The organism is Brevundimonas sp. TWP3-1-2b1 (assembly GCF_049896165.1).
Lineage (GTDB): Bacteria > Pseudomonadota > Alphaproteobacteria > Caulobacterales > Caulobacteraceae > Brevundimonas > Brevundimonas subvibrioides_B.
The window spans coordinates 112,240-133,836 of sequence record NZ_JAFCTT010000009.1; the positions used below are offsets into that span (position 1 = coordinate 112,240).

The 21,597-nt window shown below is 68.0% G+C and carries 20 protein-coding genes; 13 read left to right on the plus strand and 7 right to left on the minus strand.

Going from position 1 to position 21,597, the window contains the following annotated elements:
* Window positions 1–19: 19 nt before the first annotated feature.
* The 12 genes from uppS (at window position 20) to ACP7AB_RS10680 (ending at window position 11,858) form a co-directional block, all read left to right on the plus strand.
* Window positions 20–775 (plus strand): polyprenyl diphosphate synthase, encoded by a 756-nt coding sequence (uppS, locus tag ACP7AB_RS10625; RefSeq protein WP_425990827.1) that lies wholly within the window; start codon window positions 20–22, stop codon window positions 773–775.
* Entirely contained in the window at window positions 775–1,593 is an 819-nt protein-coding gene (locus ACP7AB_RS10630; RefSeq protein ID WP_425990825.1) for a phosphatidate cytidylyltransferase, read from the plus strand. The genes uppS and ACP7AB_RS10630 overlap by 1 nt, the downstream gene beginning before the upstream one ends.
* On the plus strand, window positions 1,590–2,786 hold the full coding sequence (gene dxr / locus ACP7AB_RS10635) for a 1-deoxy-D-xylulose-5-phosphate reductoisomerase (protein WP_425990823.1): 1,197 nt from the start codon (window positions 1,590–1,592) through the stop codon (window positions 2,784–2,786). Before ACP7AB_RS10630 ends, dxr begins: the two co-directional genes overlap by 4 nt.
* Window positions 2,787–2,816: 30 nt before the next feature.
* Window positions 2,817–4,034: a M50 family metallopeptidase gene (locus ACP7AB_RS10640; RefSeq protein WP_425990821.1), complete on the plus strand. Its 1,218-nt coding sequence runs from the start codon at window positions 2,817–2,819 to the stop codon at window positions 4,032–4,034.
* 29 nt (window positions 4,035–4,063) lie between these two features.
* Entirely contained in the window at window positions 4,064–6,493 is a 2,430-nt protein-coding gene (gene bamA, locus ACP7AB_RS10645) for an outer membrane protein assembly factor BamA (RefSeq protein WP_425990819.1), read from the plus strand.
* A gap of 31 nt (window positions 6,494–6,524) precedes the next feature.
* Window positions 6,525–7,103 carry an OmpH family outer membrane protein gene (locus ACP7AB_RS10650; protein WP_425990818.1) on the plus strand — a complete coding sequence of 193 codons (579 nt, stop codon included), beginning with the start codon at window positions 6,525–6,527 and terminating at the stop codon, window positions 7,101–7,103.
* Between the two features lie 10 nt (window positions 7,104–7,113).
* Window positions 7,114–8,127 (plus strand): UDP-3-O-(3-hydroxymyristoyl)glucosamine N-acyltransferase, encoded by a 1,014-nt coding sequence (lpxD, locus tag ACP7AB_RS10655; protein ID WP_425990816.1) that lies wholly within the window; start codon window positions 7,114–7,116, stop codon window positions 8,125–8,127.
* Window positions 8,120–8,590 (plus strand): 3-hydroxyacyl-ACP dehydratase FabZ, encoded by a 471-nt coding sequence (fabZ, locus tag ACP7AB_RS10660; protein WP_303695780.1) that lies wholly within the window; start codon window positions 8,120–8,122, stop codon window positions 8,588–8,590. The genes lpxD and fabZ overlap by 8 nt, the downstream gene beginning before the upstream one ends.
* A complete protein-coding gene (gene lpxA, locus ACP7AB_RS10665) occupies window positions 8,587–9,375 on the plus strand; it encodes an acyl-ACP--UDP-N-acetylglucosamine O-acyltransferase (protein ID WP_303695778.1) in 789 nt (262 codons plus the stop codon). The genes fabZ and lpxA overlap by 4 nt, the downstream gene beginning before the upstream one ends.
* Window positions 9,376–9,481: 106 nt before the next feature.
* Window positions 9,482–10,321, plus strand: coding sequence for a UDP-2,3-diacylglucosamine diphosphatase (lpxI, locus tag ACP7AB_RS10670; protein ID WP_425990813.1), 840 nt, complete (start codon window positions 9,482–9,484; stop codon window positions 10,319–10,321).
* 5 nt (window positions 10,322–10,326) lie between these two features.
* Window positions 10,327–11,502, plus strand: a complete 1,176-nt coding sequence (gene lpxB / locus ACP7AB_RS10675; protein ID WP_425991005.1) for a lipid-A-disaccharide synthase — start codon at window positions 10,327–10,329, stop codon at window positions 11,500–11,502.
* Between the two features lie 20 nt (window positions 11,503–11,522).
* Entirely contained in the window at window positions 11,523–11,858 is a 336-nt protein-coding gene (locus tag ACP7AB_RS10680) for an EF-hand domain-containing protein (RefSeq protein ID WP_303695776.1), read from the plus strand.
* A 131-nt stretch (window positions 11,859–11,989) separates the two neighbouring features.
* Here ACP7AB_RS10680 and lepB read toward each other — a convergent pair whose 3' ends face one another.
* The 3 genes from lepB to gltX form a co-directional block, all read right to left on the minus strand.
* Complete coding sequence (gene lepB / locus ACP7AB_RS10685; RefSeq protein ID WP_425990811.1) at window positions 11,990–12,778, minus strand: signal peptidase I; 789 nt, start codon at window positions 12,776–12,778, stop codon at window positions 11,990–11,992.
* 124 nt (window positions 12,779–12,902) lie between these two features.
* The gene (gene gltA / locus ACP7AB_RS10690) at window positions 12,903–14,204 is read right to left on the minus strand and encodes a citrate synthase (RefSeq protein ID WP_425990809.1); all 1,302 of its coding nucleotides are present in this window, start codon (window positions 14,202–14,204) and stop codon (window positions 12,903–12,905) included.
* A 185-nt stretch (window positions 14,205–14,389) separates the two neighbouring features.
* On the minus strand, window positions 14,390–15,811 hold the full coding sequence (gltX, locus tag ACP7AB_RS10695) for a glutamate--tRNA ligase (protein ID WP_425990807.1): 1,422 nt from the start codon (window positions 15,809–15,811) through the stop codon (window positions 14,390–14,392).
* On the opposite strand from gltX, the gene ACP7AB_RS10700 reads away from it, so the two are divergent.
* Entirely contained in the window at window positions 15,810–17,996 is a 2,187-nt protein-coding gene (locus ACP7AB_RS10700; protein ID WP_425990805.1) for a ComEC/Rec2 family competence protein, read from the plus strand. The two genes, gltX and ACP7AB_RS10700, sit on opposite strands and share 2 nt — an antisense overlap.
* Here ACP7AB_RS10700 and lexA read toward each other — a convergent pair.
* The 4 genes from lexA to ACP7AB_RS10720 form a co-directional block, all read right to left on the minus strand.
* Window positions 17,993–18,685, minus strand: a complete 693-nt coding sequence (lexA, locus tag ACP7AB_RS10705; RefSeq protein WP_425990803.1) for a transcriptional repressor LexA — start codon at window positions 18,683–18,685, stop codon at window positions 17,993–17,995. The two genes, ACP7AB_RS10700 and lexA, sit on opposite strands and share 4 nt — an antisense overlap.
* A gap of 241 nt (window positions 18,686–18,926) precedes the next feature.
* Entirely contained in the window at window positions 18,927–19,715 is a 789-nt protein-coding gene (gene trpC, locus ACP7AB_RS10710) for an indole-3-glycerol phosphate synthase TrpC (RefSeq protein WP_425990801.1), read from the minus strand.
* A complete protein-coding gene (gene trpD, locus ACP7AB_RS10715; protein ID WP_425990799.1) occupies window positions 19,712–20,752 on the minus strand; it encodes an anthranilate phosphoribosyltransferase in 1,041 nt (346 codons plus the stop codon). Before trpD ends, trpC begins: the two co-directional genes overlap by 4 nt.
* A 156-nt stretch (window positions 20,753–20,908) precedes the next feature.
* Window positions 20,909–21,499: an anthranilate synthase component II gene (locus ACP7AB_RS10720; protein WP_425990797.1), complete on the minus strand. Its 591-nt coding sequence runs from the start codon at window positions 21,497–21,499 to the stop codon at window positions 20,909–20,911.
* Window positions 21,500–21,597: the final 98 nt, after the last annotated feature.

Below are 21,597 nucleotides of genomic sequence, written 5' to 3' on the forward strand. Positions count from 1 at the left end.
TCGACAGAACGGATATCGGATGACGGCCCCCCCCGGCGGCGCGCCAGCCCCTGAAGCGGGGCCCCGGCATGTCGCATTGATCATGGACGGCAACGGTCGCTGGGCTCAGGCTCGCGGTCTGCCCCGCGCCATGGGCCATCGCGAGGGTGTCCAGGCGCTGAAACGCACCGTCCAGGCGGCGCCGGATTTCGCCATCGAATGCCTGACGGTGTTCGGGTTCTCGACCGAGAACTGGCGGCGTCCGGCCGATGAGGTCTCCGATCTGATGGGACTGGTGCGGTCCTATGTGGCCAGCGACCTGGCCCGGCTGGAGCGGGAGGGCGTGCGGGTGCGCGTCTTGGGTCGCCGGACCGGACTGCCCGCAGACATCGCGGCCATCGTCGAACGCGCCGAGCGGTCGACGGCGCATAACAGCCGCTTCCTGTTGCAGGTCGCGTTCAACTACGGCGGCCGGGCGGACATCGTCGATGCGGCCCAGGCCTATGTGGATCGGCTGCTGGCCGGCCAGGCGACGGGGCCTCTGGATGAAACGACCCTGGGTCTGGGCCTGTCCACCGCGTGCGGACCGCCGGTGGACCTGATCGTGCGGACCTCGGGCGAGCAGAGGCTGTCCAACTTCCTCCTGTGGGAGGCGGCCTATGCCGAGCTGGTTTATCAGGACGTGCTGTGGCCCGACTACGGGGCCGAGGCCCTGGCCGATGCGGTGCGTCAGTACCAGCAGCGCGACCGACGGTTCGGCGCGATTGCGGTCGAGCCGGCGCTCGCGGTCAGCTGATGGCGTTCAAGGTGCGCGACATGGGCCTGCGCGCCGCCTCGGCCATCGTTCTGGCGCCGCTGGCCATGCTGGCCGTCTGGTTTGGCGGACCCTGGATTCTCGGCGTCCTGCTGGTCGCCTGTGTCGTCCTGTCCATGGAATGGGCCAGGATGAGCGCGCCGTCCGACTGGAAGGCCGTCGCGGCCGCCGTCGCCCTGGCGCTGGTGGCCACACTGCTGTCCAATCCGAACGAGGCCCTGTCCTTCAGCCTGGTGCTGCTGGTTTTCGGCGGCGCTGCGGCAGGCCTGTTCGCGAGGGTGCGCGGACAGTCTGGCATCGATGCGGCCTACGGCGTGCTGTACCTCGGCTGGCCGGCACTGCTGCTGATCTGGCTGCGGGACGGGAACACGGCGATCGGCTTCTACTGGGTGACGTTGGCCTTCGTGGTCGCCTGGGCGTCGGATATCGTGGCCTTCCTGGTCGGCAGCGCCGTCGGAGGCCCGAAGCTGTGGCCGCGGTTCTCGCCCAACAAGACCTGGTCCGGCTTCATAGGCGGCCTGCTGGCGGGCACCGTGGCCGGCGCCGCCATGTCGGCCCTGCCCGAGGCGGGCGTGCGTTCGATGCAGTGGAGCGCACTGCTCGGCTTCGCCGCCGCCCTGGCGACCATGGCCGGCGACCTGTGGGAATCGGCGTTGAAGCGTCGGTTCGGGGTCAAGGACGCGGGAAACCTGATTCCGGGACACGGCGGTCTGATGGATCGGGTGGACGGGCTGATGTTCGCCATCGTGGTCGTCGCCGTCGGACGGGTCCTGGCCAACTATTTCGGCGCGGGCACGTGATCCGGCGTCGCGTGACCGTGCTGGGGTCCACGGGCTCCGTCGGCGCCTCGACGCTGGACCTGATGGATCAGGCGGAGGCGGCCGGGACAGGGGCCTTCGAGGTCGTCGCCCTGACCGGCGGAAACAATATCGAGCGGCTGGCCGAACAGGCGCGCCGCTGGCGTCCCGCTGTGGCCGTCACGGCCGATCCGAACAGGCTGGAAGCACTGCGCGCGGCGTTGACCGGGACCGGCATCGCGGTGGCGGCGGGAGAGGCGGCCGTGGTCGAGGCGGCGACGCGACCGGCGGACCTTGTCATGGCCTCGATCGTCGGCGCCGCAGGGCTGAAGTCCGCCTGGGCCGCCGCCGCGACGGGAGCGACCCTGGCCCTGGCCAACAAGGAAAGTCTCGTCTGCTGCGGCTCGGCCCTGATCGAGCGGGTCAAGGCGAGCGGAGGCCGGTTGCTTCCGGTCGATTCCGAGCATTCCGCCATCTTCCAGGTCTTCCCGGCCGAGGCGCCCGAACGGGTCTCCAGGCTGATCCTGACAGCGTCCGGCGGCCCGTTCCGCCAGGCCTCGCGCGCTGACATGGCCTCAATGACGCCGGAACAGGCCGTCGCTCACCCGAACTGGAGCATGGGGGCCAAGATTTCGGTCGACAGCGCCACCATGGCCAACAAGGGCCTGGAGATGATCGAGGCGGCCTATCTGTTCGACATGCCGGCCGATCGCATCGATGTGGTCGTCCACCCCGAATCGATCATTCACAGCCTGGTCGAGTTCATTGACGGCTCGACCCTGGCCCAGATGGGGCCGCCGGACATGAAGACCCCGATCGCCTACGCCCTGGCCTGGCCCGACCGGATGGCCTGGCCGGCGCCGAAGCTGGACCTCGCCGCCCTGGGTCGGCTGACCTTTGAGGCGCCCGATCCGGAGCGGTTTCCGTCCCTGCGCCTCGCGCGCGAGGCGCTCGAGGCGGGCAGGGGAGCGCCGACGATCTTCAACGCCGCCAACGAAGTCGCCGCCCTGGCCTTCCTTGACCGCCGTCTGGCCTTTCTCAATATTGCCGCAGTCGTCGCCGAAACCCTTGATCGGATGACGAAGACGGGGGCGGATGCCGATTTCGACGATGCTTGCGCCGGCGCTCTTGCGCTTGATGCTCGCGCCCGCCGGGTCGCGATCGAAATCGTCGGGGATTTGGCGCTCGCCGCCTGATCCCTTCGGCTCGGCGGAAATGGAGACGGCATGCTGAACGCGCTGGGACAGGCCCTGATCTACATCGTGCCGTTCCTGCTGGTGCTGACGGTCATCGTCACCATCCACGAACTGGGCCACTTCCTGGTCGCGCGCGCCTTCGGCGTGAAGGTCGATCGGTTCGCGATCGGCTTCGGCAAGGCCATTTTCAGCCGCACCGACCGGAACGGTATCGAATGGCGCGTCGGCTGGATGCCGCTGGGCGGCTATGTGAAATTCTCCGGCGACATGGATGCGTCCAGCGTACCCGACAGCCGGGGCCTCGATACGCTGAAGTCCGAGATCGTGGCGCGGGACGGTGTCGGCGCCGAGCGCGACTATTTCCACTTCAAGCCGGTCTGGCAGCGGATGCTGATCGTCGTCGCCGGTCCGGTGGCGAATTTCATCCTCGCGATTTTCATCTTCACCCTGCTGTTCTCGCTGCTCGGGGTGGATCTGCGCCCGGCCCGGGTGGCCGAGGTGACGGCGGGGTCGCCTGCCGCCGCCGCCGGATTTCAGGCTGGTGACCTGATCACGGCCATCAACGGCCGCGTGATCGCCGACGCCGGCGAGGTGACGCGCAAGGTCAGCCTGTCGGCCGGCGACGCCGTTCAGTTCACCGTCGAGCGCGCCGGATCGGAAATACAGCTGGTCGCGACGCCCATCCGGCGGGTCGAAACGGATCCGATTGCAGGCCGTGTCAGCGTGGGTCGGATCGGCCTGGCCCTGTCATCCACGGCGGCCGAGACCCGTCACGTCCGCTACAACCCTGTCGAGGCCGTCGGCCGAGGCGTCCAGGAGACCGGCGACATCCTGGGAACCACCCTGACCTATCTGGGCCGGATATTCACGGGCCGTGAGTCGGGCGATCAGTTGAGCGGGCCGCTGGGCATCGCCAAGGCGTCCGGGGCCCTGACCAACGCGGCGGTGGCCGCCAATCCCGATCCCGTGGCGACCGTGTTGAACCTGCTTCTGACGCTGACGAGCTTCGCCGCCATACTTTCGATCGGAATCGGCTTTCTAAACCTCTTGCCCATCCCGGTTCTGGATGGCGGACATCTGGTCTTCTACGCCTATGAGGCTGTGGCGAAGAAACCCGTTGCCGCCGTCGTTCAGGAGGCGGGGTACCGGGTCGGTCTTGCTTTGCTGGCGGGTTTGATGTTGTTCGCGACCTGGAACGACCTGCAGAAGTTGAACCTGTTCAAATTCCTCGGCGGGCTCGTCAGTTGAGCCGACGCCAGCCCCCGATGGTTTCCCGCATGATCCTGAACGACCTCCGCGCCGCATCGAATACGGGTGACCGCAACCTGCACAGGACCCGCGTGGCCACGGCCAGCCTTCTGGCGCTCGTCGCGGGGACGCCGGCCCTGGCGCAGACCGCGCCGGCGCCCGCCATCCAGCCCGGCCAGATCGCCGCGCCGGCCGCCCAGACGGCCCAGTCCGAGACCGGAGTGGTCAACCGGATCCTGGTTCAGGGCAACCAGCGCATCGACCAGACCACGGTCCTGTCCTACCTGCCGATCCAGCCGGGCGACACCATCGACCCGGTGATCCTGGACGTCGCGATCCGCACCCTGACGCGCACCCAGCTGTTCGCCGACGTCCAGATCGGCCTGCAGCCGAACGGCGACCTGGTCGTCCGCATCGTCGAGAACCCGATCATCAACCAGGTCGTGTTCGAGGGGAACGGCGCGATCAGCGAGGACAAGCTGCGCGAGGAAGTGACCATCGCGCCGCGCGGCATCTACACCCGTGCCCGGGTCCAGGAGGATGTGGGCAAGATCATTGAACTGTATCGTCTGTCGGGCCGTATCTCGGCGAACGTGACGCCCAAACTGGTCCAGCTCGAACAGAATCGCGTCGACCTGATCTTCGAGATCGACGAGGGCCCGGAGACGGGCGTCCAGTCGATCACCTTCCTGGGCAATGAGGCCTTCTCCGACAGCGAGCTGCGCGAGGTCATGGTGACCAAGCAGACGCAGTGGTGGCGGCTGTTCACCAAGAACGACAACTACGACCCCGGCCGCCTTGATTACGATCGTGAGCAGCTGCGGAAATTCTACACGAACCGGGGCTACTACGACTTCCGCATCACCTCGGCTGTGGCCGAACTTGCGCCGGACGACAGCGCCTTCGCCATGACCCTGACGGTCGAAGAGGGTGACAAGTACAACTTCGGCGACATCCAGGTCGTGACCGAGAACGACCGCCTGAACGCGGACTTCCTGGAACTGCTGCTGCCGATCCGGACCGGCGACCTGTACGAGAGCGACAAGATCGAGAGCTCGGTCGACGCCCTGACCTTTGCGGCGGGCTCGGCGGGCTACGCCTTCGTCGACATCAACCCGACCTATCGTCCGAATCCCGAGACCGACGCCATCGACGTCACGTTCAACGTCTCTGAAGGCCAGCGTGTCTACGTCGATCGCATCAATGTCATCGGCAACACCCGCACCATCGACCCGGTGATCCGGCGCGAGCTGATGCTGACCGAAGGCGACGCCTTCAACCGCACCCTGCTGGAGCGGTCGCGCAACAATCTGCGGGCGCTGGGCTTCTTCAAGGAAGTCACGGTCGGTGAGACCCGCGGCGCCGCGCCGGACCGTTCGATCGTCAATGTCACCGTCGAGGAGCAGCCGACAGGCGAACTGTCCGTCGGCGCGGGCTTCAGCTCCGTCGACAGCTTCGTGGTCAACCTGGGCATTTCGGAACGGAACTTCCGCGGCCGGGGCCAGAACGTGGTCGCCCGCGTCGAATGGGGCTCGCTGCGCCAGCAGATCGATTTCCGCTTCACCGAGCCCCGGTTCCTGGGCCGTGACGTCGGCGCGGGCTTTGACCTGTTCCACTCGCGCTACGATTTCCAGCAGGAGTCGTCGTTCGACTATCGCTCGACCGGCGCAGGCCTGCGTCTGACCTACCCGCTGAACGGCTACAGCCGTCTGTCGACGCGCTACTTCATCAAGGACGACGAGATCCTGGTGCCGATCGGCTACTGCGACGCCAACGGTGTCGGCTCGTCGGCCCTGTGCGAACAGGTCGGCGCCTCGCTGAACTCGTCGGTCGGCTACACCCTGCTGGTCGATCGCCGAAATGACCCGGTGCGCGCCACGCGCGGCTGGACCGGCTCGATCCGCCAGGACTTCGCGGGTCTCGGCGGCGACGTGAACTATGTGAAGACCGAGGTCGACGCGACCCTCTACTACGGCATCACCCCGAGCTGGATCGTCACCGTGGCGGGCTCGTCCGGCTATGTGTCCGGCTGGAGCGGCGACGCGGTGCGGATCAACGACCGCTTCTTCAAGGGCGGCAACAGCTTCCGCGGCTTCGAGAACGCCGGCATGGGGCCTCGCGATCTGGCAACGAATGATGCGCTGGGCGGCAATTTCTACGCCGTGGGCAGCATCGAACTGACCCTGCCGAACGGCCTGCCCGCACAGTACGGCATCAAGACCTCGCTGTTTGCTGACGTCGGCACACTGGGGGTTCTGGACAACCGTTATACCCTCGGAACCAACGGCCTGCCGGACGCCTCCATTGCGGATGACCTGTCACTGCGCGCCTCCGCCGGTCTCAGCGTCCACTGGAAGTCGCCGATGGGCCCGATCCGGTTCGATTTCAGCCAGATTCTGAGCAATGAAGATTACGACCGGACCGAAACCTTCCGCTTCTCGACCTCAACCCAGTTCTAAGCCCGGGCCCTTCAGCCCTAAAAGGTTACCCATGAAAATCCTCGCTATCGGCGCTTTCGCCCTGGCTTCGCTCGTCGCCTCGACCGCCGTCGCCCAGACCCAGGGCCCGCAAAATCCTGGTCCGAACATTCCGGGCGTCTGCGTCTATTTCAACCAGCGCCTGCTGGCGACCTCGACTGCCGGTCAGGCCGTTCAGGCCCGCATGGAACAGCTGGCGACCGAAGTTCAGGGCGAACTGTCGCCCTACGCCACCACGATCCAGAACGAGATCAACTTGCTGCAACAGGGCGGTCAGGCCGCTGATCCTGACGGTGCCCGCCGCACGGCCCTGCAGGCCCGCATCCAGGAAGCCCAGACCCTGGAACAGACCCGCCAGGACGAACTGCGCTACACCCTGTCGGAACAGCGTCGCCTGATTTCGGCCGCTGTCGAGCCGATCCTGGTCGCCGTCTATCAGGAACGCGGCTGCGGCATCCTGATCGACCGCGAGAGCGTCTTCATCCTGAACCCTGCGATGGATGTGACCGACGTGGTCATCGAGCGGTTGAACACTCAGCTGCCGAACCTGAGCTTCAACCGCCTGCCGGTTCCGGCTCAAGCGGCTCAATAAGGCGAAGGGCATGACGCCCGACGCCCGCTTTTTCGATACGCTGAGTCCGCTCAGCGTCGACGACCTCGCGGCCCTGACGGGCGGTGAGGTCGTTCGCACTTCGGATGTTCGCATCGCGCGGGTCGCACCGCTCGCCACGGCGGACGGTCGGGCCATGGCCTTCCTCGGCGACCGAAAATTCCTCGGAGCGCTGCAGGCGACCTCGGCCGGTTGCGTGATCCTCCCCAGGGAAGCCGTGGACGCCGCTCCGGCCGGGGCGGCGGTCATTGTCTCCCGCACGCCCCAGGCGGCCTGGGCCGCTTCAGCCGTCGCACTGCATCGCCCCGTCGGCCTGACTGCGACATCGGCTGCCGATGTTTGCGAGGACGACAGCGTGGTGGTTGAGTCCGGCGCGATCCTGGGTCAGGGCGCGCGCATCGGGCGAGGCAGCCGTATCGGCGCCAACAGCGTCATCGGCCCCGGAGTTCAGATCGGCCGCGACTGCGACGTCGGCCCCAATGTCACCGTCCGCTTCGCCCTGATCGGCGATCGGGTAAAGATCTATGCTGGCGCACGGCTGGGCGAGGCCGGCTTCGGCGCGGCCGGCGGCGCGACCGGCCCGGTGGACGTGCCCCAGCTGGGGCGTGTCATCATTCAGGATGGTGTCACGATCGGCGCCAACACCTGTATCGACCGGGGCGCGTTCGATGACACGGTGATCGGCGAGAACACCAAGATCGATAATCTGGTCATGATCGCCCACAATTGCGTCATCGGGCGCAACTGCCTGATCGCGGGCCAGACGGGGATCTCGGGATCCGTGACGATCGGCGACGGCGTCATGTTCGGCGGCCAGGCGGGCGTGGGCGACCACTTCACGATCGGCGTCGGCGCGCGGGTCGCGGCGGGCGCGGGGGTGCTGGCCGACATTCCGGCGGGCGAAACCTGGTCCGGCTATCCGGCCAAGCCGATCCGTCAGTTCTTGCGTGAAACTGTCTGGGTGTCCAAACAGGCGGGGCGAAAAAGAGAGCGGACGGATGACTGAGCCTGGGGTGAAGATCGACTACGCCGAGGTCATGCGCCGACTGCCCCACCGTTATCCGTTCCTGCTGGTGGACAAGGCCGAGGCCTTCGTGGCGAGCACGTCGATCACGGGCATCAAGAACGTCACCCACAACGAGCCGTTCTTCCCGGGCCACTTCCCCATCGACCCGGTCATGCCGGGCGTCCTGATCGTCGAGGCCATGGCCCAGACGGGCGCCCTGCTGATGTCCAAGAGCCTGGACGTCGCCGTCGAGGGCAAGGTCATCATGTTCATGTCCATCGACGGCGTTCGCTTCCGCAAGCCCGCGCGGCCGGGCGATCAGTTGCGCATGGACGTGGTCGTGACCCGACAGCGCGGCGACATCTTCAAGTTCCGGGGCGAGACCTTCATCGACGGCAAGCTGGCGGCCGAAGCCGACTTCGCGGCCATGGTGGTCACGGTCGATCAGCCCGTCACGCCATGAGCCATATCCACCCCACCGCCATCGTCGACGGCTCGGTCGACCTGGGTGCGGACGTGGCGATCGGGCCGTGGTGCATCGTGGGGCCGGGAGTGACGCTGGCCGATGGCGTCCATCTCGTCAGCCATGTGGTGGTGCAGCAGGACACCTCGGTCGGCGCCCGCACCGTCATCCACCCCTTCGCCGTCATCGGCGGCGACCCCCAGCACAATGGCTACAAGGGCGAGACGGTCCGGCTGGAGATCGGCTCGGACAACGCGATCCGCGAGCACGCCACCTTCAACCGGGGCACGCCGCAGGGATCGGGGGTGACGCGCGTCGGCTCCAACGGCCTGTTCATGACCGGCGCCCACGTCGGTCACGATGCGGTCGTCGGCGACCATGTGGTGATGGCCAACAGCGCGACCCTGGGCGGCCATGCGCGGATCGGCGACAAGGTCTTCCTCGGCGGCCTCTGCGCCGTGCACCAGAACGGCCGGGTGGGGCAGGGCGCCATCGTCGGCGGTCTCGCGGCCGTGACGCGCGACGTGATCCCCTATGGCTCGGCCTGGGGCAACCATGCGCAGCTGCATGGCCTGAACCTGATCGGATTGAAGCGGAAGGGCTACGACAAGACTGCGATCCGACGTTTGCTCGCCGCCTATCGCGACCTGTTCGAGGGCGACGGCGTGTTCGCCGACCGGCTCGATACGGTGGAGTCAGGTTACGCCGACCTGCCCGAGATCATGGAGATCGTCGCCTTCATCCGCGAGGACGGCAAACGGCCTTTGTGCCTGCCGGGCGAATGATCAAAACCCCACGCCAAACTGACCAGGAATCGGGACCAACCCGATCAGTCGAGACGTCAAATTCGTCAGACTCGCCAATCGCGTGTTCGACCATCGAGGGCGCGGCATGAGCGCCGGCAAACTGGGGCTGATCGCGGGCGGCGGCGCCCTGCCGCTGGCGATCGCGGCGCGGTGCGAGGCCGAGGGGCGGCCCGTGTTTGTGGTGCGGCTGACCAGTTTCGCCGACCCGCATCTGATCCGGTATCCGGGACTGGAAGCGGGCATGGCCGAGATCGGTCGGGTGCTGGCGGCGTTGAAGGCGGCGGACTGTGTCGCCGTCTGTTTCGCCGGGACCGTCAACCGTCCGGATTTCAAGGCTCTGAAGCCCGATCTGAAGGGCGCGTTGGTGCTGCCGGGCATCATCGCGGCGGCAATGAAGGGCGACGACGCCCTGCTGCGCAAGGTCCTGTCGGTGTTCGAGAACGAGGGCTATGCCATCGAAGGGGCCGACGACATTCTGGGCGGCGAGACCCTGACGGTCGGCGCCCTGGGCCGCGTCACGCCGGATGAAGCGCAGCTTTCAGACCTCAGGAAGGCGCTGCATGTCGCGGAAAAGGCAGGTGAACTAGATATCGGACAGGGCGCGGTCGTGTGCGAGGGTCTGGTCCTCGCGGTCGAAGCCCAGGAGGGCACCGATGCCATGTTGGCTCGGGTTGCGGGGCTGCCCGCCGATCTGCGCGGCACGACCGGTCATCTGAAAGGGGCGCTGGGAAAGGCGCCGAAGCCGATCCAGGACCTGCGCGTCGACATGCCGGTCATAGGCGCACAGACGATCGAGATGGCCGCCGCCGCCGGGCTGGCGGGCGTCGGCGGGGTCGCGGGCAAGCTGATCCTGATCGACCGGGCCGCGATCATCGAGGCTGCGGATCGGCTGGGCCTGTTCGTCTGGGGCGAGGACCGGTCGTGAAAGTCATGCTGGTCGCCGCCGAGGCCTCGGGCGATTCGTTGGGCGCGGGGTTGGCGCAGGCCCTGCGAGCCCGGCTATCGGACATCGCCTTCGTCGGCGTCGGCGGCCCGAAGATGGCGGCCGAGGGCGTCGAGAGCCCGTTCGACATCGCCCAGCTGTCCATCCTCGGCTGGCTGGAGGGGTTGCGGGCCTATGGCCGGGTCAAGGCGAGGGTCGCCGATACCGTCGCCCTGGCGGTGCGCGAGCGGCCTGATGCGGTCGTCCTGATCGATAGCTGGGGTTTCACCATAAGGGTCGCCAAGGCGCTGCGGCTGGTGCTGCCCGGCGTGCCGCTGATCAAATACGTCGGCCCCCAGGTCTGGGCCTCGCGACCGGGCCGGGCGAAGACTCTGGCGGGCGCCGTGGATCATCTGCTGGCCCTCTACGCCTTCGACGCGCCGTGGTTCGAGCGCGAAGGCCTGGCGACGACCGTGGTGGGATCGCAGGCGCTGCACATCGACATGGGTACGGCTGATCCGGCGGCCTTCCGCGCCGCGCGGGGGATCGCCGCCGATGCGCCCCTGCTGCTGGTCATGCCCGGCAGCCGCCCGAGCGAGATCCGCCTGATGACGCCCGTCTATGAGGCGGCGATCCAGCAACTGAAGGCGGAGCGACCCGGCCTGGAGGTCGCGGTCGTCGTCGCGGGTACGGTCGCGGACGACGTGACCGCGCGTATCGCCGCCTGGCCATTCCGGACCCACCTGGTCACTGAAACCGACAAATACGCGGCGATGAAGGCGGCCGCCGTGGCCCTCGCCACCAGCGGCACGGTCTCGACCGAATTGGCGCTCGCGGGCGCGCCCATGGTCATCGCCTACCGGTTCGCGCCGTTGAGCCATGCGATCATGAAGCCGTTCTTTACCGGCAGATACGCGACCCTGTTCAACCATGCGGCGGACGAGGAGATCGCGCGTGAACTGATCCAGACCGATGCGACGCCGGAGAGGGTCGCCGCCGAGGTCGGTCGGTTGCTCCGCAATCCCGACGCGCGGGCGGCCCAGACCCGGCGCCAGACGGAGGCGCTGGACTATATGGGCCGGGGAGGCGACGATCCGTCAGCCCTGGCCGCCGAAGCGGTTCTGACGGTCATCGCGGGCGCCTCTGGATCAAACGGCGCATCCGCCCTAGATTCCGCCCGCTGATCCTTCTGGATGACCGTCGAATGACTTCTCCTCGCCTGCCAAAGAAAAGCGAGACGCTGGAAATCCGGCTGCCGCACGCCGCGAAGCTCGCCTTCATGGAGCGTTGCCGCGCGGCCGGCCTGACCGCCAGCGAGGTCGTGCGCCGCCTGATCGAGGGCGAGGCTCCGACGGCTCCGAAGGCGCACCGGACCATGACAGCGTGGCAGGTGCTGGCCGCGGCAGTTGCGGGCGTGATCATCGGCGCGGCCGCGGCGCCGTCGATCGCCCAGGCCCTGCCGGGATCCCGCGCCGCCTTCGACCAGATGGACGCCAACCATGACGGCGTCGTCTCCTTCGCAGAGTTTCAGGCCCGGTAGAGCCTGATCGTTTGAGACGGAAGCGCTTCGCGCTTCTGTCGAAAGCGTGAATCAGGCTCTCGCCAATATCTGGAGCAGGATTCACGGCCTCAGCGGAATCGCGAAGCGATTCCTCCTCAGCCGATCCTGCTCTAGCGGATACGGTGGGCGATCCGGCCCTGCCTCAGGTTGAACCATGTCCAGGGCTTCCAGAGGGACGCGCCCGGCTTCCACGAGGCGACCACGAGTTCGGCGCGTCCCACGACATTCGTGACCGGCAGCAGGCCTACGCCGACGTCTGCAGACCAGCGGCTGTCCAGCGAGTTGTCGCGGTGATCGCCCATGACGAACAACTGACCCTCGGGCACGATCCGGGCGGGGCGATCGTCGCCCTCAAGCCCCTGCCCGGCATCGAAGGTGGTGTAGGTGAGGCCATCCACCTGACGCTCCTCGACCTGCTCCACGGGCCGTGCGGGCGCGTCCAGATCAAGGCCCGGGCCGAGCGCCCGCTGGGACAGGGCCTGACCGTTGACCGTCACCACGCCGCCCGAGACCGACACCGTGTCGCCGGGCAGGCCGATGACCCGCTTTATCCAGGTCTCCTGCGGATTGCCCGGCCGGCGGAAGACGACGACGTCGCCGCGTCGGGGCAGGCGCTCGAACAGCCGCCCGGACGGCAGGGGCGGATTGAAGGGCAGGGAGGCGCGGCTCCAGCCATAGGCGAACTTGGACACCACCAGATAGTCGCCAACCACCAGGCCCGGCTCCATCGAGGCCGAGGGGATGGTGAAGGGCTGGAAGGCGACTGTCTGGATCGCGACCGCAGCAGCCAGGGCGACGGCGATGGTGCGAACCGTGTCGATGATTTCGGCCAGGGCTGACGGCGCCGCGTCGGTCGGGGTCGGCGTTTCGGGAGGACGGGTGTCGGGGATCTGGGTCATCCCGGCACCTGGGCGCCCAACCGCTCTGTGCGCCAGCAAAGTCGTGTCCGGACAGCGCGCCATCGTGTCCAGACAAAGAAAAACGCCGGGGCGCGGGCCCCGGCGTCTTGTCTGTGTGGCTGTCTCAGCCCCGGTTCTGGATCGGCACGTAATCGCGCTCGGTCGGACCGGTGTAGAGCTGGCGCGGACGGCCGATCTTCTGCGCCGGATCGGCCAGCATCTCTTCCCACTGGGCGATCCAGCCGACGGTGCGGGCCAGGGCGAACAGGACGGTGAACATCGAGGTCGGGAAGCCCATCGCGGACAGGGTGATGCCCGAATAGAAGTCGACGTTCGGGAACAGCTTGCGCTCGATGAAATACTCGTCCGACAGGGCGACGCGCTCCAGTTCCTTGGCGACCTGGAACAGCGGATCGTTGTCGGCGCCGACCAGTTCGAGGATCTCGTCCGCGGACTCCTTCATCACCGTCGCCCGGGGGTCGTAGTTCTTGTACACGCGGTGGCCGAAGCCCATCAGCTTGTATTTCTTGTCCTTAACGCCCTGGATGAACTCCGGAATCTTGTCGGGCGTGCCGATTTCCTTGAGCATCATCAGCGCCTCTTCGTTGGCGCCGCCGTGCGACGGGCCCCACAGGCAGGCGATGCCGGCGGCGATACAGGCGAAGGGGTTGGCGCCCGACGAACCGGCCAGGCGAACGGTGGACGTCGAGGCGTTCTGCTCATGGTCGGCGTGCAGGGTGAAGATGCGATCCATGGCCCTGGCCATCTTCGGATCGACGACATAGTCCTCGGCCGGAACGGCGAAGCACATGCGCAGGAAATTCTCGGCGTAGCTGAGGTCGTTGCGCGGCGAAACGAACGGCTGGCCGATATGATATTTGTAGGCGCGGGCCGCCAGGGTCGGCATCTTGGCGATCAGGCGGATGGCCGAGATGTTGCGCTGGACCGGATCGTGGATGTCCAGGCTGTCGTGGTAGAAGGCCGACAGGGCGCCGACCGTGCCCACCATGATCGCCATCGGATGGGCGTCGCGGCGGAAGCCTTCGAAGAAGCGGTCGAACTGCGAATGCAGCATGGTGTGACGGGTGATCGTCTCCTCGAACGCCGCGTACTCGGCGGCGGTCGGGAGCTCGCCGTGCAACAGCAGATGGCAGACCTCGATGAAGTTCGACTTCGAGGCCAGCTGGCCGATCGGATAGCCGCGGTGCAGCAGGATGCCGGCGTCACCGTCGATATAGGTGATGGCGCTTTCGCAGGCCGCCGTAGAGGTGAAACCCGGGTCGAAGGTAAAGGCGTCGGTCGCGCCGTACAGTTTGCGGATATCAATGACGTCAGGTCCGGTCGTGCCGGACAGGACCGGCAGTTCGACGGACTTGTCGCCGTAGGTCAGGGTCGCCGATCCGGCGAGTTTGGAGGCTTCGGTCATCAGGCGCCCTTGCGATTGCGTTCGGTCCGGACGGGATAACCCGGAACCCGATTGTTATGGACGTTCACATAGGGCGTGACGCGGAAAAGTGTGAGCGGTTTTACGGCCACGTCACGCCCCGTGAATCAAGCTGGACCTTGATTCACGGCTTCAGCGGAACTGCGAAGCAGTTCCCCCTCAGCCGATTAAGGTCTAGTGTGTTGCAGCGCATCATCCAAGCGCCCGAGCGCGTCTTCGCGTCCGAGGGCAGAGAGGGTGCGCGCGATGTCGGGCGAAGCGGTCCCGCCAGTCAGGGCCGCGCGCATCGGCGGGCCGATCTTGCCGAAGCCGACGCCCTCTTCCTCGGCGAAGGCCTTGAGCTCGGCCTCCAGGGCGAACACGTCCCAGCTTTCGAACAGGGCGAGACGCGCGCGGACGCGGGCGATCCGTTCGACCGTCTCCCCGGACAGCAGGGCGCGGGCCTTTTCGTCGAGTTCGAGCGGACGGGTCTTGAGAACGAACGCCGTTTGATCCGCCAGTTCCAGCAGCGTCTTTGCGCGATCCTTGACGAACGGCATGGCGCGCTGGAGGCGGGCCTCGTCGCCCTCGTTGAGGGGCGCGCCCCTGGCGAGATGGGCGTCCAGCGTCAGGCCGGCCAGCCGCTCGTCGGCCGCCAGACGCAGCCAGTGCGAATTGACGTGGGCCAGCTTGTCGAAGTCCAGTCGGGCCGGCGCCTTGCCGACGCCGTCCAGATCGAACCAGTCCCGCGCCTGTTCGTCGCCGAACAGTTCGTCGTCGCCATGGGCCCAGCCGAGGCGGGCCAGATAGTTGCGCATCGCCTCGGGCAGATAGCCCATGTCGGCATATTCATGGACCGCCTGGGCGCCGTGGCGCTTCGAAAGCTTGGCGCCGTCCGGGCCGTGGATCAGCGGGATGTGGGCGAACACGGGCCGGTTCCAGCCCAGGGCGTCATAGATCAGCGACTGGCGCGCTGCGTTGTTCAGATGGTCGTCGCCGCGAATGACATGGGTCACGCCCATGTCGTGGTCGTCGACGACGACGGCGAGATTGTAGGTCGGGGCGCCGTCGGAGCGCAGCAGGACCAGATCGTCCAGATCGTTCGCGTCCCAACTGACCTCGCCCTGGACGGCGTCCAGCACCACGACCCGGCCTGGCAGGGGGCGGCGGAAGCGCACGACGTGCGGCTGGGACAGGTCGTCGACGGTCGGCTGGCGGTCGCGCCATGGCGATTCGAAGGTCCGGCGTTCGGCCTTGGCCTCGTCGCGCATGCGTCCGGTCTCCTCCGCGGTCGTGAAATCGCGATAGGCGGCACCGAGCTCAAGCAACTGGTCCACGACGTCGCGGTGCCGGTCGGCCTGGGCGTGCTGGAAAACCGGCTCCTCGTCGGCGAACAGCTCAAGCCAGCTCAGGCCGTCGAAGATCGCCTTGACGGCGTCGTCGGTCGAACGCTCCCGGTCGGTGTCCTCGATGCGGACGAGGAACTTGCCGCCGCGCCCTTTCGCGTAAAGGTAGTTGAACAACGCCGTTCTCGCGCCTCCTATATGGAGGTAGCCGGTGGGCGAGGGGGCGAAGCGGGTGACGACCTGGGGAGACGAGTCTGCGGGCATGGGGGAGGGGTCCGAACGGGCCGCCCTTATACCCCCCGATGCGGCAAAGCCCAGCCTGTCGGCGCGTCTTCGTGCCTGGGTCCGGGACGAGGTGCTGGCCCAGTCGATGCGCTGGCGGCTGTGGGCGCCGGTGGCCTTCGGCGGCGGGGCGGCGGTCTATTTCGCGCTGAGGCAGGAGCCGCCTTTGTGGCCACTGGCGGTCGCGGCGGTGTCGGCGACGGGGGTGTGGCTGGGCGCGAGGCTGCTGGGGCGGGGTCGGGCGGTTACCCTGCCGCTGATGCTGGTCGCCTGCCTGTTCCTGGGGCTCGCGGGAGCCAGGTTGCGGGCGGAGGCGGTGGCGGCGCCGATCGCGCCGGCGCTGGCGGAGCCGACCGTCGTCGAGGGCTGGGTGGTCGACGTCGACAGCCCGGGCGACCGGGGTCACCGGATCGTCCTCGCCCCGGTGCGGATCCGCGGGCTGGAGCCCGAGGCGACGCCGATCCGGCTGCGGGCGACGGTGCGGGGGGAGCCGCCGACCCCGGACTCGGCGATCCGGCTGTTCGCCATCCTCAATCCGCCGCCGCCCCCGGCCAGTCCCGGCGCCTATGATTTCGGCCGCAACGCGTGGTTTCAGGGGCTCGGCGGCACGGCTTTCGCACTGGGCGAGACGCGGGAGGCGTATCTGGCGCCGGCGCCATGGCGATTGCGGCTGGCGATGGCGGTCAACGGGGCGCGGTTCGCCCTGGCGCAGCGGATCGTCGACCGGTTGGGCGAGCGGACGGGCGGGATCGCGGCGGCCATGACCACGGGCCATGAGACCTGGATCGCGCGCGAAGACCTCGATGCCATGCGGGATTCCGGCCTGGCGCACATCCTGTCGATCTCGGGTCTGCACATGGCCATCGTCGGCGGGTTCGCCTTCTTCCTTGTCCGGCTCGGCGTCGCCGCCTGGCCGTGGCTGGCGCTGAGGGTGTCGGGAAAGAAGGTGGCGGCGGTCGCGGGGCTGGTCGCCGTATGGAGCTATCTGGTGCTGTCCGGCGCGCCCCCGCCGGCGCAGCGGGCGGCGATCACGGCGTCGGTGGCGTTTGCGGCGATCCTGCTGGACCGGCCGGCAATCACCATGCATGCGCTGGCGCTGGCGGCGATGGTTGTGTTGATCCTTCAGCCTGAGGCCATCGTGACGCCGGGCTTCCAGATGTCGTTCGCGGCGACAGCGGCCCTGGTGGCCTTGTCGGAGGGCTGGCCGTCTAGGACACGGGAGTTGTCCGTGCCCTGGCCGATCGCGGGGTTCCAGTCGGCGCGGCACTGGCTGTTGATCGCCGTGACGGCCAGTCTGGTGGCCGGCGCGGCGACCGGGCCGTTCGCGGTCCAGCATTTCAACCGGGCGGCCATGTATGGGCTGCTCGCCAACCTGACGACCTCGCCGATCGCGGATTTCGTGATGATGCCGGCCCTTGCGCTGGGAGCCCTGCTGGAGCCCATCGGGCTGGGCGGGCCGTTCCTGTGGGTGGCCGGCAAGGGCGTCGATCTGATGCTGGCCATCGGTCACTGGACGGCGGCGCTGCCGGGGGCGGTGAAGACCATCGCCAGCGCGCCGGACCATGTGCTGCCGATCTCCTTCCTCGGCGTCCTGTTCCTGTGCCTGTGGCAGGGGCGGCTGCGGTGGCTGGGCCTGCCCTTCGCCTGCGCTGTCCTGCTTTGGCCTCGCGCGCCGACGCCGACGCTCTGGATCGGGGATGGTGGAACGAACGCGGCGTTCAGCGAGGCGGGCAAGGCGGTCGTGGTGCGGCCGGGCGTGCGCCAGTTCGCGGCGGACCTGTGGTCGCGGCGGCGGGGGCTGACGCTGGCGCCGAGGCCTGATGAGGGATGGGTGTGCGCACGATCAAACTGCGCTCCGGCCAAGGCCGATAGCGCGCCGATCGCCCTGTGGTGGGGGAAGGCCGCGCCGGACGCCGGCGAGCTCGCCGCCTTGTGCGCCTCAGCGCCGCTGGTCAGCGTCCGAGCCATTGTCCAGGCCCTGCCGCCAGGCTGTGATGGCAACCTGGTGCTGGACGGACTGGATTATGCGCGGGGCGGCTCTGTCGAGCTGTGGCGCACCGCGCAGGGCTGGCGCGCGGTCTGGGCCACTGATGTGCGGGGCGACAGGCCGTGGAGCCGCATCGGGGATCCCGATGCGGCGGATGCGGGCCTCGGTGACGGCGTCTAGTGGTATTGGCGGATCAGGCCGACCAGCTTGCCCTGGACCTCGACCTGGTCGGGACCGAAGATGCGGGTCTCGTAGTTGCGGTTGGCGGGTTCGAGGGCGATGGAATTGCCCTTCTTGCGCAGGCGTTTGAGCGTTGCCTCTTCACCTTCAACCAAAGCCACGACGATCTCGCCGGACGAGGCGGTGTCGACGCGTTTGATGACCACCAGGTCGCCGTTGAGGATGCCGGCCTCGATCATCGAATCGCCTTCGATCTCGAGCATGTAGTGCTCGCCGGCGCCCAGCATGGATTCGGGCACCTGATAGCGGCCGTGGTCCTGTTGCAGGGCGGCGATGGGCACGCCGGCGGCGATCTTGCCGACCAGAACCAGTTCGCGGGTGTCGTTGGCGGGCTCGGCGGCAGCGCTGCGCCCGCCGCCCTCGATGACCGCCGGGGTGAAGCCCGCGCGGCCACGCACGGCCCCCGCCGTCGCCTGTTCCGGCAGCTTGGTCACCTCAAGGGCGCGGGCGCGGTGGGCGAGGCGGCGGATGAAGCCGCGTTCCTCCAGCGCCGTGATCAGCCGGTGGATGCCCGACTTGGACGCCAGATCCAGCGCCTCCTTCATCTCGTCGAACGACGGCGAAACGCCGGTCTCCTTAAGCCGTTCATGGATGAACATCAGGAGTTCGTGCTGCTTGCGCGTCAGCATGGTGGAAATCGCCTCCAGAACAAGTCGTGAACCGTTGCCGATGTTCTGTAAGTGTTCTTGCCTAATGTCAACTTAACGGCAGAACGGTCGCTCCCTCTCCCGCTGGGAGAGGGCTTGAGCGCCAGAGAGCGCTAGCGATCGGTCTTGCGCGAAAGGGTGAGGGCCGTGCGCTACAGGCTAGGCCCGACCCTCATCCGTCTCGCTTCGCTCGCCACCTTCTCCCACCGGGAGAAGGAAGACTCTAGCCGAGCAGCGCCCGGGTCGCGGCCGTCACGTCGGCCTGTCGCATCAGGCTCTCGCCCACGAGAATGGCTGAAGCCCCCGCTGCCGCGACCTCCGCGACATCCGCAGGGCTGAAGAGCCCACTTTCGGCCACCAGGAGCGACCCCGCCGGCGACAGCGGGGCCAGGCGGGCCGTGGCGCCCAGATTGACGTCGAACGTCCGCAGGGAACGGTTGTTGATGCCGACCAGATCACCGCGCAGCGCCGCAGCGCGGGCCATCTCGGCCTCATCGTGGGTCTCGATCAGGGCGTCCATACCGAAGCGTTTCGCCTCGGATAGCATCTCGCCGGCCAGGACGTCGTCGATCATGGCCAGGATGATCAGGATGCAGTCGGCGCCCAGGGCGCGGCTCTCGGCCACCTGCCAGGCATCGACGAGGAAGTCCTTGCGCAGACAGGGCAGGGCGACGGCGGCGCGAGCCTGGACCAGATAGTCGTCGGCGCCCTCGAAGCTGGGGCCGTCGGTCAGGATCGACAGGCAGGCCGCGCCCCCGGCCTCGTAGGCCTGCGCCAGGGCCGGCGGGTCGAAGTCCGCACGGATCAGGCCCTTCGATGGACTGGCCTTCTTGATTTCGGCGATCAGGGCGGGGCGGCCGGGCGCGGCGCGGCGCTCCAGCGCGCTGCGGAAGCCGCGCGGCATGCCGGCGATCAGCGCCAGGGATTCGATCTCCGCCTGCGGCCGGGCGGCCTTGCGGGCGGCCACGTCCTCCCGCTTGTAGGCGGCGATCCGGTCGAGAATGTCGGTCATGCGGGGTCTTCGGCAACGGGCGGCGGCGTCGAGGTGATGCGGGCCAGATCTGCGAGCGCCCGGGCCGCCTTGCCCTCGTCGATGGCGACGGCGGCCAGGGCCACGCCGGCTTTGAGGTCCGGCGCCTTGTCGGCGACGACAAGAGCGGCGGCGGCGTTGAGCAGGACGATGTCGCGATACGGGCCGGTCTGACCCGCCAGCAGGGCGGTCAGTGCGGCGGCGTTGTGCTCCGCGTCGCCGCCGCGCAGGGCTTCGATGTCTGCGCGAGGCAGGCCGGCGTCCTCGGGCGTGACGGTGAAGCGGCGGACGACGCCGTCCTTCCACTCCGCCACCTCTGTCGGTCCCGTGGTGGTCAGTTCATCGAGGCCCTGACCGTGGACGGTCCAGGCGCGGGTCGCGCCGAGCCGGCCCAGCACCTCGGCCAGCGGCTCGACAAGGCGCGGATCATAGACGCCCATGACCTGCCGTTTGGCGCCAGCCGGATTGGACAGGGGCCCGAGCAGGTTGAAGACGGTGCGGAAGCCGATCTCTGCCCGCACAGGTCCGACGTGGCGCATGGCGCCGTGGTAGGCGGGGGCGAACAGGAAGGCGATGCCGGCCTCGTCGAGCGCCTGCCGCTGCTGGGCCAGTCCGGCGGTCAGGTCGACGCCGAGGACGCTCAGCACGTCCGATGACCCGGATTTCGAACTCATGGCGCGGTTGCCGTGTTTGGCGACCTTCAGGCCCGCGCCGGCCAGCACCAGGGCGGCGGCGGTCGAGATGTTGAAGGTGTGGGCCCCGTCTCCGCCGGTGCCGCAGGTGTCGATGACGTCATAGGGATGGTCCAGCGTCATGGCCGCGTCGCGCATCGCCTGGGCGAAGGCGGCGATCTCCTCGACCGTCTCGCCACGGATGCGCAGGGCGGTGACGGCGGCGGCGACCTGGGCCGGGGTCGGTTCGCCGCGCAGGCAGGCGGCGAAGAAGTCGCCGGCCTCGGCCGTGGTGAGCGACTGCCCTTCAACGAGCTTCGCGAGCAGCGGCTTGAAACCGTTGGACACCCTAACCTCCGTGCATCCCCGCGAAGGCGGGGACCCAGTTCTTGAGTGAGGCAGAGCGCGCGGGATGAGCGGGTGCGTTGGACCTGTGAGAACCATCGCCCAAAGCACTGGGTCCCCGCCTTCGCGGGGATGCACGGTATCGGGGAGCGGACTGAATCACACCATCGCCAGACGCTTGACGCCTGCCTGGTCGAGGAAGTTCGCGAGCATCTCGTGACCGTGTTCGGTGGCGATGGACTCGGGATGGAACTGGACCCCGTAGATCGGCCGCTCGTGATGCTGGAAGCCCATGATCTCGCCGTCCTCGGTCCAGGCCGTGACGTTCAGGGTGTTGGGCAGGGTTTCGCGCTGGACCGCCAGCGAGTGATAGCGGGTCGCGGTGAAGGGCGAGGGAAGGCCGGCGAACATGCCCTTGCCCTCATGGATGATCGGCGAGGTCTTGCCATGCATCAGGGCCTTGGCGCGGATGACGTGGCCGCCCATGGCCTGGCCGATCGCCTGGTGACCCAGGCAGACGCCGAGGATCGGCATGTCCAGCGGCGCGGTGTCGATCAGGGGCAGGCAGATGCCGGCCTGATCCGGGGCGCAGGGGCCGGGCGACAGCAGGATCGCCTCGGGCTTCAGGGCCCAGGCCTCCCCGGTCGTCAGGTCGTCGTTGCGCACGACATGCGTCGTCGCGCCCAACTCCGCGAGGTAGTGGACGAGGTTGTAGGTAAAGCTGTCGTAGTTATCGACGACGAGGATCATGCGGCGCTTCTAGAGCGGGACCGCGCCGACGCCAAGCCGACGCGTGCGCAACGGATCGTTAACGATCACGGCCTGAAATCGGGTCTTCCATCGGAGCC